Here is an 11926-nt window from a genome sequence, read left to right on the forward strand (position 1 = left end):
TGGATTAATCCGTCAGGCTCATAAGTTGCACGGAATAATCACTTTTTTATCTGGGTAAATGATAGGGTTATCAGCATGACTGAGCCCCCAACCTTTGAATCAACCGAGAGTGATTTCAGTGTATTCAGCGGTGTCTAGTTGACCATCCTTGTTCATATCCGCGGCTTCGAAAACCTCAGCTAAACCCTCAGCATTTTGAGCTTCTTCCTGGCTGACAAAACCATCGGCATTCAGGTCGACAAGGTTGAACTCAGGCTTATCGACAGCGAATGCTGCTGCAGAAACAGAAGTCAGGGCGATGGCGCATAGGGTTTTGATGTTCATGGTTAAGCTCCTAGTTTATTTGCTTGAATTGATTAATCCGTCAGATCAAATAAGTTGATCGGAATAACCCCTTAATAGCAGGTGCTGTGCCAAGTCTGATTAGTTCTTATAAATCAATAAGTTATTGTTGTTAATAAAGCGAAAGTGGAGTATTCCTGTCGCTATAGGCCAGCGATCTTGAAGAGTGTTTTCGTAACTATTTGATTTTATTGGTTTTTAACTGTCTGCAGATAGAGACCAAGAGGATATGAGTTATATAAGGACTTCGAGCTTCGGGGCCGCAGGCCGGGCTATAGTGGAGTTAAGCGTTACCCGTGTGCTGTAGGTTTGCCGGTATGGAGGAGAATATGAGTAGGGAAAGGGTCGGAGCAGGTTGACGGAGAACGTGATTAACCGAGCAGCTAATCACGTGTTGAGAAATATCAAAACGATGACGTATCGTCTTGTGTTATTTCAGTTCGTTGATGATGCCGTTAGATCCCATGGCGTAATATTGGCCGTTGCCAAAACTCACGGAGTAGACGCCGGTGCTGGTGGGCCCGTAGGGATCGCGTTTATGGATATTCCAGCTACGTAGTATTTCGCCACTGCTGGTGCTCCATAGCTGAACCGAGCCGGAGGCTGTGCCGGTGAGTAATTGGCTATTGTCGGGAGAGAAGCGGGCGGAGAGAAAGCTGAGTCGCTTACCAAATAGATCACTGTTATCCGACAGGGTGTGTAAGACCTTGCCGTCCTGCGTACTCCAGATAACCGCACGGTCTAGACTGCCGGCACTAAAGGCGAGCTGTTTATTGGGTGAGAGGGCGACAGTATCGACGATATTACCGAACTTGAGGCTGTGGATAACTTTGTTGCTCTGAACATCCCATAGCTGGGCGTTATAGGCGTCGTCACCGGTCAATGCGAGGAGCGCGTCATCGCTAAGGTCAACCGACTTGACCCGTGCCTCATGGCGGAAGGTCTGCATGACGCCGCCCTGTTTGGCGTTGAAATAAACCGCCGTATGGTCGGCTAAGCCTAACAGTGCATAGTCACCATTAGGGGAGAGATCCATGGCGAGGATTTCAGCCGGTGAGCTCCAGAACCCTTCGGGTTGGCCGTTACTCAGGTTCCACAGGACGAGGTCTTGTTGCTCAGCGGTAGCGGCATATAACTCATCAGGGGAGAAAGCGCTGGCAGCAATTAAGCTATATTCGCCGGCTTGATGATTCCAGTTATACAGCCGTTCATGTTGTTTGACGTTCCATAAACTGCCGCCATGGGTGAATGAGCCAACGGTTGCATAGGTTGACTGTGGCGATAGAGTGGCTGAATAGGCGCCTTGAATTGCGTATTCAACGTATTGGGCAGGATCATCGTTATTACTGCAGCCGGTCAGTAGGGTTGTGACCAGAAGGGCACAACCAACAACACGCAACCTGTTCTCCATAAAGTGTTCCTATCTATGCTCTCAATGCAGGGTGTGCCTGTCTTATACTTGGGGCTCGGCAAACACGCGTTCACGGTGAGCGATATGAAGAATCTCAATCATTTTATCTTCGAGGGCAAAACGTTCTTCCAGTGTTTCACCCAGTGATGACAGCTGACAAGTCAGTTCATACATCTGCTGCAGAGTGATCCCTTCAAAGTTGGAATAGAGATCATTGAAGTCGAGTGCGGCATCGGTACTGTTCTGAATATTTGGGAACAGTGCTTGGGCCTTTTCGAGGCTGCCATCATTGAACTCGCTGCCCTGCTTCAATAGTTGTTCATACACTTCAAAATGGCCTGATGAGATATAGTCCATCATGAGTTGGCAGAACTCCTGAATTTTATCATTCAGTGCATCCTGAACATTTTGTTGCGGCAGAGAAACAAAAAAGCTGATCAGTTTTTGACGTCCATCGAGCCAGTTATCAATAATGTCGCTCACACCTCCCCAGCGTTCCTGGGCATTACGGCATTTTTCTAGCATAGCAGGCCTCCTTTAATGTTCAGCACTTGCAGTCTGAGTGCCTCAATACTAATCCTAACGCTGTGAAAGAGGCAATAGCCGAGCCCTTTTCACTCAGAGATAGCTAATCTTGATCATGTGACACTGATATTTTTTGCTAAAGATGGTACAACAGGAGAATCTATCGGTCGGGTCTTACTTTGCTGTGGCGTATGCGACGGGATCGGCTGAAGGGGCAGAGGGATTGCTGTGAAGTGTCTCTTTGTGGGTTAACATTATGTTTTTATTTATTTCATTGTTTTCAGGTCAGAGTTGTTCTCTGATATCAGATAGGGAAACTTAAACATGCTGAAACGTTTTTTATTGGTACTGTTTTTAGGCGCAATGTTGCAGCCTGTTTGGGCGGCTGATGAACCATCAGCAGAGGATTACGTTAACTATATTGAGCTGAAGCCCTTCGTGGCTAACTTTGTTAGTCCGGGGATTCTGCGGTTTTTGAAGTGTGAGATTACGATCCAGGTGACCAGCGCTGCAGCTCACCATGCGGTCAATTACCATAAAGCTGAGATTCGTCACGAAATTTTGATGCTGTTAAGTTCGAAAGAGGAAGACCAATTAAAAACGGTTGATAAGCAGCATATTCTGGCTCAGGAAGCGTTAGAAAAGGTGCAGCAGGTTTTGTTAGCTGAGGAGGGCGAAGCCTATGTGGCCGACCTATTCTTTACCAGCTTTGTGTTGCAGTAGCGCGCTGGTCTAAAGCGATTGAGCAGCTTGTTCATCTCATAAAAAAGCCCTGCTGAGAATGCAGGGCTTTTTTTATGCTTAAATCGACATCCGGATTACTGTGCGAGGTAGTTCGCTAAATAGGTGTCGAAGTCGATGGTATCGCTCATCTCGATTTGTTGTTGCTCGGCGATAGAGCTGAGCCCAAGATTATCAAGATACTGTTGTTGCTCAGCATCGAGTCCTGTGCGGGTAATCGTTTCCCGATGTTGGCGGCTCTGTTGCAGAATAAAGGCTTCATAGCTCAGGCCTGAAGACTTCATCTGTTCGAGAATCTGTGCCGATGGTGTCAGGGCTGGATCATCGAGTTTAGCTTGCTGAGCATTGACCGCATCGGAGTAGCGGCTATCACCGCTTACCTGATCGAGTACGGCTGCAGTTTTACGAATATCGCTCAGAATCTGCGAACCCCATTCCGGTACTGAGATGGGTTGATTATCCTTAGTCAGCATTAAGCCCGGTGCTCTGCCTTGATTAACCACTAAATTGTTGTTCTGGTTAATCAGCTCGCATTCATGGTTGTCGACATCGCTAGGATCAGAGAGTAGACAGGTGACGAGGAAGGCGTCGAGGAAGTCGGCCTGTTGCTGGTCGATACCGACAGGGAGCAGTGGGTTGATATCGGTGTTACGTACTTCGATATATTCAACGCCACGCTCTAAGAGGGCATGCACCGGTTTTTCGCCGGATAGCGCTACCCGTTTTGGTCGAATATCGCTGTAATATTCATTTTCGATCTGCAGAACATTATTGTTCAGCTGATTGTAGCCTTGCTCGGTTTTTACCCCGATCTTTTCATACGGTGGGTAAGTTGTATTAATGGCTTCGGTTAAGCTGTGAATATAGCTATCAAGGTGGTTAAAACAGATGCTGAGGGCAGACTGTGCTTTGTTTGAATAGCCGAGGTCGCTCATACGCAGAGAGGTGGCGTAGGGGCGGTAGAGGGTTTCTTCGTCCCACTGTTCAAGGTCATGTTTGCGGCCGCGCATAAAGCTGGCAGACAGCGCCGGCGATGCGCCAAACAGATATAGCAATAACCACGATGAGCGGCGGAAGTTGCGGATCAGTTTGAAATAGCCGGATGAGCGAAAGGCTTGCAAGCTTTTCTGGCTGCCCTGAAGTTCACGTAGCACGGGCCAGAGTGATTCAGGCAGTGAAAAGTTGTAATGGATGCCCGCAATCGTTTGCATCATCTTGCCATAGCGATGCTCTAGGCCAACCCGATAAATATACTTTAGGCGGCCGACATTGGAGCTACCGAAACGGGCAATTTGAATCGCCTCTTCGTTGTCGATGTGGCAGGGCATGCTGGCATTCCACAACTCTTCATCGCCAAGGTGCTGATAGGCATAAGCGTGTAGCTGCTGTAAGAACTCCAGGGCTTCGGCGGATTTTGGAAACGCCGGGGTGATGAATTCGAGTAATGCCTCCGAGTAATCGGTGGTGATATGGCTATGGGTCAGGGCGGCGCCAAGCGAAGCCGGATGGCCTGTTTGGCTAATTGATCCATGGGCATCAGCCCGTAGGCCTTCCTTCTCGATACCATGAAGAATGCCGTCAAGTGCCAGAATCTGACCCTTTTCTATAATTAATTGCAGATTCTGTTCCAGTGCTTTTGACACAACCGGCTACCTTTTAGCGGAAAAAAGAGCGCTATTATAGCGCAGCATGCGCGAAACATAACCCTGTAAAAAAGGCGGAGATTTAAGGCCATAAAAAAGGCCCGCTAATATGACTTAGCGGGCCGTTCGGATGGTGCTTTTTGAGCGAGTTTGAGGGCCTTATGGCACCTGTAAAACCTGCATAGAGTTTGTCCCGCTACCACTGCCGATCACGGCTCCTCGAGTGAGTAGAATCAAGTCGCCACTCTCTAACAAGTTTTGCGCTTTGAGGGTCTCTAGTACCTGATGGTTAAGATCGCTGTTATCGATTCCTGTGGCATCGAACAGCATTGGGTGGACACCGCGGAACAGGGTCATGCGGCGCATGGAGCGTTCATTGCGGGTTAGGGCATAGATCGGAACACCCGAGCGGATACGAGACATCCAGCGTGGCGTCGAGCCAGATTCGGTCAGACAGACAATCGCCTTAACGCCAACGAGGTGATTCGCGGTATACATGGCCGAGCGGGCGATGGTTTCATCGAAATGCTCACAGCGTTGCGATATGCCGGTAGGCGCTGGGCGGGAAAGCTGGTGTTTTTCGGCGCCTTGGCAAATTTTAGTCATCGCCTGTACGACTTCAACGGGGTAATCCCCAGCGGCTGTTTCAGCTGAGAGCATCACCGCATCGGTACCATCTAAGATGGCGTTGGCCACGTCGAATACCTCTGCCCGGGTTGGCATCGGATTCTGAATCATGGTCTCCATCATCTGCGTCGCGGTGATCACTACGCGGTTGAGTTCGCGGGCACGGTTGATCAGGTGTTTTTGTACGCCGATCAGTTCGGCATCGCCAATCTCAACCCCCAGATCACCTCGGGCGACCATGACGCCATCGCAGGCCAGAATAATATCGTCGAGTGCTTCGGTAGAGCTGACGGTTTCGGCCCGTTCTACTTTGGCAATGATTTCAGCATTGCTGCCGGCGGCATCGAGCAACTGGCGGGCTTCATGGAGATCGCTTGAACTGCGGGGGAAGGATACGGCGACGTAATCCATATCGATCTCAGCGGCAACTAAAATATCCCGTTTATCTTTCTCGGTTAATGCCGCTGCGGAGAGGCCGCCACCCTGACGGTTGATCCCTTTGTTGTTGGATAGCGGGCCGCCGATAATCACTTCGCAGTTGATACGGCTGCCTTGCACGTCGATGACTTTAAACTGTACTCGGCCATCGTCTAGTAACAGGATGTCGCCGGGGCGGCTATCTCTCGGGAGAGCTTTATAATCGATACCGACCTGCGTTTGGTCGCCGGCATAGGTATCTAGGGATGAGTCGAGGGCGAAGTGATCGCCTACCGCTAGCTTAATCTTCATATCATCTTTAAAACGGGCGATACGAATCTTAGGGCCTTGCAGATCGCCAAGGATAGCGACAGGAATGGACAGCTTGCTGGATATTTCGCGGACTTCACGGGCCCGACGACGGTGGTCATCGGCGCTGCCGTGGGAAAAATTGAGTCGTACCACATTGACGCCGGCACGGATCATTTGGTCAAGGATGCCTGGTTTATCCGTTGCAGGGCCGAGTGTGGCAACAATTTTGGTGCGTTTTAGCATGATTTAGATATCCGGTAGACGGTATGGGTTTACCTGTTAAACTTTAAGCTGTGTTATCTATTGCAAGATAAGCGGCTGGCAATAGTATTTCAAGCCATCGGGTTGTGCATGTTTGTTGATGGAGGGCTTTATCTTCCCTCGTTGGCTAAACAGTATCTTGTAAATATATTACAAAATATGTTTTGTTTGGTCGTATTCTAATGCTTTTTAGCTTTTTTTGTTAGTTTAAATGAATATTTTGTAGCTTATTTACAGGAGTTTTGGTGATTAAAATCCGGTTACGTCCCCTATTACTGCTGTCATTGGTCACTTTGTTTGTGGTGGTCATCTTTGAGACGATCTTAGTAAGCCACAGTCGAGCCACCGATGATCTGCAACAGAGCGCATCGGCGGGCCTGAATCGTTATATTTTGAGCCTGCAGCAGGAGCTTGATCGGTATAAAGATCTACCCAAACTGCTGTCATCTCATTCCGAGTTGGTGAACCTGTTGCTGCTGGATGGCAATGAAGGCGTTTACCGAGCGAACCTCTATCTACAAAAGGTCAACGATACCGTGGGCGCCTCGGATACCTATCTGATGGATACCAACGGCACAACCCTAGCGTCCAGCAATTGGCAGAAAGCGCATACCTTTGTGGGGCGTAACTTCTCTTTTCGGCCTTATTTTCGAGATGCGATGGCGGGGCGAGCGGGGCGGTATTTTGCATTGGGCACCACCTCGAAAAAGCGGGGTTACTTTTTTTCCTATCCCGTTGAATATAGAGGCACGGTGTTAGGGGTGATTGTGGTGAAGATCGATCTCAATGATATTGAGACCGAGTGGAGTGACCCGATGACCGATATCGTGGTGACCGATGAAGATGGCGTTATTTTTATCAGTACCCGAGCGGAGTGGAAGTTTCGGACGCTGAAACCCCTACAGCCGCAGGACTTACAGCGGATTGTCGCCAGCTTGAGATACGGCAACCATGAATTAACATCGCTGCCCATTGTTGAGCGAAAAGCCTTGGGTGAGAGTGAGGTGGTGACACTGATCGAGGGGGATCGGATTGATAATCCTGCTTTAGATGGCATCGAGACCCGCCAATATTTGCAGCAGACCCGCACCGTCGAGGATGCGGGCTTTAATGTATCCATTTTAGCGGATCTGAAACCGGTCGATCGGCGGGTGTTGAATAATGTTTTACTCACCGGTTTTGTTTACAGTGCGTTAGTCTTTTTGGTGCTATTACTGTTGGCGCGGCGGCGTATTTCGTTGGAACGCGCCCGTTTTAAACGGCAGCAGACGCTTGCGTTGGAGAGGAGTGAGGCGCGGATTCGGGCGATTATCGATAATACCCATGCGGGGTTGATCACGCTGGATATCCACGGGGTGATTGAATCATTTAACCCCACCGCGGAAAAATTGTTTGGCTACAGCTCCGATAGGATCACCGGCGAGTATTTTAGCAAACTGATTAGCCAGCCCGATCGGGCCGTGTGTTGGCGGCATATCTCGCAGCAACGTGATGATGACGAGTCGGCAGAACTAATGGTTGAGGTGGCTTGCGTCAGGGCCGATGGCTCGCCCTTCCCTGTGGAGTTGATTATTGGCCGTATGGCGGATAACAGTGCCAGTCGGTTTGTGGTGACGATTCACGATATTACCGAACGGAAAGAGAACGAAGAGCAGTTGCGTGAAGCGCGGGATCAACTAGAGCAGCGGGTTGATGAGCGGACTCAGGATCTGACGCGGGCAAATGCGCGTCTGCTGCAGGAAGTAGAAGAGCATAAAAATACCCAAGATGAGTTGATTCAAACCGCTAAGCTGGCGGTGCTGGGGCAGATGTCTGCGGGGATCAATCACGAGCTCAATCAGCCGCTGACCGCGATTCGCAGCTATGCCGATAATGCACTGTCATTTTTAAAGCTGGGCAAAACGGACCCCGTGACGAGCAACCTTCAGGAGATCGGCGGCTTGACGGAGCGGATGGCGAAAATCATCGCGCCATTAAAAGAGTTCTCCCGTAAAACCACCGGCCAGCAGATGATGATCAGCCTGAAGGCGGTGCGTGATGGGGCGATGTCGATCATGTATGGCCGATTGGATAAAGCCAATGTCAAGATTGAATGGCCCGAACACCTCGATCAGCAGTTTGTATTGGGGGATATGCTGCGGCTTGAACAGGTGGTGGTGAATCTTATCAGTAATGCACTGCAGGCGATGGAGGGCGTGGCTGAAAAATGGATTGAGATCGGTGTTGAACGACAGGGTGGGCGTTTATTGATCTCCTTTAGAGATCACGGCCCGGGTATTCCCGCGTCCGAGCTGGGTAAGGTGTTCGAACCCTTTTATACCACGAAGAAAGCGGGACAGGGGCTTGGCTTAGGGTTGTCGATCTCTCATCGTATTATTGAGTCTATGGATGGGCAGTTGAGTGTCAGTAACCACCCCTTCGGCGGTGCTGTGTTTACCATTAATCTGCCGGCAGCGGATGCGTCTGACTCGATAGTCGGGTTAGAATAATTAAAATTAGACAGGAAAACGAACCGCCGATGAATGCGAATCCCGTTGAGCTGCAGCAACCTCACCAAATTTTACTGGTGGATGATGAGAAGCATATCCGGCTAGCGGCTGGTCAGACGTTAGAATTAGCGGGCTATGATGTGGTCACCGCGGATGGCGCCGAAAAGGCGTTAACCCTGTTGGATCGGGATTGGCCTGGGGTGGTGGTGAGTGATATCAATATGCCGGGAATCGATGGGTTGGAATTGATGCAGCGAATCATGAGCATCGATGCAGACCTGCCGGTTATTCTGATCACCGGGCATGGGGATATTTCGATGGCGGTGAGCGCGATGCGTGACGGCGCCTATGATTTTATTGAAAAACCTTTTTCGTCTGAATTATTGAATGATGTGGTGCGTCGTGCGGCGGAGAAGCGTCGTTTGACGCTAGAAAATCGAGTGCTGCGTAAGGCGCTGGAACAGCAGGGCGGTATCGGCCCACGGATTATTGGTCACTCGCCCGGTATTCAGCAGTTGCGTTCGATGATCCAACATATTGCCGATACCCCTGCCGATATTTTGATTCAGGCTGAAACCGGCTCGGGTAAAGATCTGGTCGCCCGCTATATCCATGAGCACAGTAATCGCCGGGATAAAAACTTTGTTGCCATCAACTGCGGTGCGGTACCTGAACACCTGATTGAGAGTGAGCTGTTCGGCCATGAGAAGGGCGCCTTTACCGATGCGAAGAGTCGCCGTATCGGTAAGTTCGAACACGCGAATGGCGGCACGCTGTTTCTCGATGAGATTGAGAGCATGCCGCTGTCGTTGCAGGTTAAGTTGTTGCGGGTGTTAGAAGAGCGACATATAGAGCGGCTCGGCTCTAATGAACTGATTCCACTGGATATTCGGGTAGTTGCCGCCACTAAGGTCGATCTGAAAACCTTGAGTGAGCAGGGGGGTTATCGGGCGGATCTCTACTATCGGCTGAATGTCGTTAGCCTAGAAATCCCTCCGTTGCGGGAGCGGCGGGAGGATATTCCGATGCTGTTCCAGCATTTTGCCCTGATCGCATCGGTGCAGTATCAAAAGGAAGTGCCACAGTTGAGTGTTGAAAAACTCAGTGCGCTGGTGGCCCATCATTGGCCGGGCAATGTGCGAGAGTTACGTAATATTGCTGAGCGTTATGTGTTACTGGGGCCTGCGTATAACTTTGCCGTGGGTGATGCTGGCGAGCGGATGGCGGCTAAGCAGATGACGCTGCCCGAGCAGGTTGAGCGGTTTGAAAAGCTGGTGCTGCAAGAGGAGCTGTCGCGTAATAATGGCTCGCTCAAGCTGACACAGGATAAGCTAGGCCTGCCACGTAAAACCTTATACGACAAAATGAAAAAGTATGATTTGAGCAAGGATGATTTTAAATAAAGACGTCTGCTTGCAAACGAAAACGGCGGCCCTGTAGGCCGCTGTTGACGTTTAAAGCGGGTTAGAGTTTGAACTGTTGAGCGCGTTTTTCCAGTTCGTCAGCCAGTTTACTTATCTGTGTTGAAATCTCGGCTAGGCGTACAACTCGATCTTTAGCCTGCTCGCTGCCGTTGTTGATCTCATTGACGGCCCCTTCGATCTCCAGTGTGGCGACACCACTCTGTTTCACCGACTGGGAGATGCTGTGGTTCGTTTCGGCGATGGCTTCCATCTCTTTCTGAATATTAAACAGAACCTTTGAGGTTTCCTGTATCTCTTTAACATTCGATTCTGTTTCGCTACTGGCTTGGCCCATCACCTGAGCCGCCCCTTTAGCATTCTGTTGTAACGCCCCGATAATCTCGTTGATTTCCACCGTCGCATTCTGGGTGCGCAGTGATAGGGTGCGAACCTCGTCTGCGACAACGGCGAACCCTCGGCCCTGTTCACCGGCGCGGGCGGCTTCAATGGCGGCGTTGAGTGCTAGCAGATTGGTTTGTTCGGCAATGTCTTGAATCACGCTCAACACCGCATCAATGTTATAGCTTTGCTGTTCGAGCTGAACGATGACATCGGTGGCGTGTTGAATCTGCTGCTGTAAGGCTTCAATCTTTTTCACAGTGCCCGCGGTAATCTCCACGCCGTTACGTGTTTCTTGCAGCGCTTTATCTGATGCTTTGGTGGTGACATCGGCGGTGGCGGCAACATTCTGTGTGGCACCATCCATAGCGATCATGGCGGTAGTGACGGCTTCGGCCCGGCTAATCTGTTTGGCGGTGCCGGAGTTCGCAAGATCGGTGACATCGCTAATCTGTTGGCTGCACTGTCCGAGCATATCGATTGAGTGCACCACATGTTTAATGCTGTCATGGAAGGTGCGCAACATACTATTGAAGGAGGCCGACATCTGACCGATCTCGTCATTCGATTCGATCTTCAATTGCTGAGTGAGATCGGCATTTTGTTCGATATTACGGATGGTCTGGTTCATCTTATTGATCGGTTGCAGCACGATACGATGAATCATCCAGCCCACGAGGAATAGTGCCGCAATAAAGAGACCGAGTTCAACCAGCGCGATGTTACGAATATTGGTGAGAATGTGCTGGTCAATTTTATCGAACGTGTAAGTGACTCGCACCGCACCGAGGATGGTGCCCTCTTCAACGGGGTGGCAGGTTAGGCAGTTTGTGCCTTTATAGTTCGAGCTAGCCCGCATCGGGCGAACCACGGTCATGCGGTGGCCCTCTTCGTCATCGAGTTCCACGGTAATTAATTCGCCACTCATCGCCCGTTTATCGAGATCGTCTTGAATATGTGAATCGGGGGTGCCCTCGCCATACATGGAAGCCACCGGCTCACCGCGAATGATGCGGGCTTCGGTTAGATCGGGGTTGCTAAGGATTTTCGACTGTAGCGTTTGTCGGTTAGCCATGGCGCCGCTCAGCATCATGATGTTGATACTGTCGAAATAGGCATCAGCGGTATTTTGTGTGTTTTGTAACGCGATCTCAGAAGAGAGGATGGTTTCACTTCGATAGATGACTGAGACTGATGAGATAAGAACGATTAAAAAAACGAATGCTAGGCTGAGGTTTACTTTTGTTTGAATCGCCATGTTTTATTATCCGAATACCGTTTCTAATTTGCCTCTAATATACCTTGCTGTGATGAGAGGGGCGACTGCCTATGTCAGCATTTTGAGTAATAATCTGC

9 protein-coding genes are annotated in these 11926 nt (G+C 50.1%); 3 read left to right on the forward strand and 6 right to left on the reverse strand.

Annotation, left to right across the window (positions count from 1 at the left end; translation table 11 throughout):
- Nucleotides 1-99: 99 nt before the first annotated feature.
- From EH243_RS17225 to rsd, 3 genes are all read right to left on the reverse strand, one after another.
- A complete protein-coding gene (locus EH243_RS17225; protein ID WP_126159937.1) occupies nt 100-324 on the reverse strand; it encodes an EF-hand domain-containing protein in 225 nt (74 codons plus the stop codon).
- 448 nt (nt 325-772) lie between these two features.
- Entirely contained in the window at nt 773-1753 is a 981-nt protein-coding gene (locus tag EH243_RS17230; RefSeq protein WP_126159897.1) for a WD40 repeat domain-containing protein, read from the reverse strand.
- 42 nt (nt 1754-1795) lie between these two features.
- The gene (gene rsd, locus EH243_RS17235) at nt 1796-2278 is read right to left on the reverse strand and encodes a sigma D regulator (protein ID WP_126159898.1); all 483 of its coding nucleotides are present in this window, start codon (nt 2276-2278) and stop codon (nt 1796-1798) included.
- Nucleotides 2279-2602: 324 nt separating this feature from the next.
- Between rsd and EH243_RS17240 the strand changes: the two genes are divergently transcribed.
- The gene (locus EH243_RS17240; RefSeq protein WP_126159899.1) at nt 2603-3001 is read left to right on the forward strand and encodes a flagellar basal body-associated FliL family protein; all 399 of its coding nucleotides are present in this window, start codon (nt 2603-2605) and stop codon (nt 2999-3001) included.
- 95 nt (nt 3002-3096) lie between these two features.
- Here EH243_RS17240 and gshA read toward each other — a convergent pair whose 3' ends face one another.
- A complete protein-coding gene (gshA, locus tag EH243_RS17245) occupies nt 3097-4662 on the reverse strand; it encodes a glutamate--cysteine ligase (protein WP_126159900.1) in 1566 nt (521 codons plus the stop codon).
- A 159-nt stretch (nt 4663-4821) separates the two neighbouring features.
- Nucleotides 4822-6261 carry a pyruvate kinase gene (gene pyk / locus EH243_RS17250; RefSeq protein ID WP_126159901.1) on the reverse strand — a complete coding sequence of 480 codons (1440 nt, stop codon included), beginning with the start codon at nt 6259-6261 and terminating at the stop codon, nt 4822-4824.
- A 263-nt stretch (nt 6262-6524) separates the two neighbouring features.
- Here pyk and EH243_RS17255 point away from each other — a divergent pair, with 263 nt between their 5' ends.
- Nucleotides 6525-8768 carry an ATP-binding protein gene (locus tag EH243_RS17255; protein WP_126159902.1) on the forward strand — a complete coding sequence of 748 codons (2244 nt, stop codon included), beginning with the start codon at nt 6525-6527 and terminating at the stop codon, nt 8766-8768.
- 29 nt (nt 8769-8797) lie between these two features.
- Complete coding sequence (locus tag EH243_RS17260) at nt 8798-10171, forward strand: sigma-54-dependent transcriptional regulator (RefSeq protein ID WP_206441655.1); 1374 nt, start codon at nt 8798-8800, stop codon at nt 10169-10171.
- Between the two features lie 61 nt (nt 10172-10232).
- Here the strand turns inward: EH243_RS17260 and EH243_RS17265 are convergent, their stop codons facing one another.
- Complete coding sequence (locus tag EH243_RS17265; protein ID WP_126159903.1) at nt 10233-11828, reverse strand: methyl-accepting chemotaxis protein; 1596 nt, start codon at nt 11826-11828, stop codon at nt 10233-10235.
- Nucleotides 11829-11926 lie beyond the last annotated feature (98 nt).

Source organism: Amphritea opalescens, from assembly GCF_003957515.1.
Taxonomy (GTDB): Bacteria; Pseudomonadota; Gammaproteobacteria; order Pseudomonadales; family Balneatricaceae; genus Amphritea; species Amphritea opalescens.

Bases quoted from the DNA above. Each gene is read 5' to 3' on its own strand.
- EH243_RS17225 (WP_126159937.1), bottom strand. From the start codon at position 324: ATGAACATCAAAACCCTATGCGCCATCGCCCTGACTTCTGTTTCTGCA.
- EH243_RS17230 (WP_126159897.1), bottom strand. From the start codon at position 1,753: ATGGAGAACAGGTTGCGTGTTGTTGGTTGTGCCCTTCTGGTCACAACC.
- rsd (WP_126159898.1), bottom strand. From the start codon at position 2,278: ATGCTAGAAAAATGCCGTAATGCCCAGGAACGCTGGGGAGGTGTGAGC.
- EH243_RS17240 (WP_126159899.1), top strand. From the start codon at position 2,603: ATGCTGAAACGTTTTTTATTGGTACTGTTTTTAGGCGCAATGTTGCAG.
- pyk (WP_126159901.1), bottom strand. From the start codon at position 6,261: ATGCTAAAACGCACCAAAATTGTTGCCACACTCGGCCCTGCAACGGAT.
- EH243_RS17260 (WP_206441655.1), top strand. From the start codon at position 8,798: ATGAATGCGAATCCCGTTGAGCTGCAGCAACCTCACCAAATTTTACTG.
- EH243_RS17265 (WP_126159903.1), bottom strand. From the start codon at position 11,828: ATGGCGATTCAAACAAAAGTAAACCTCAGCCTAGCATTCGTTTTTTTA.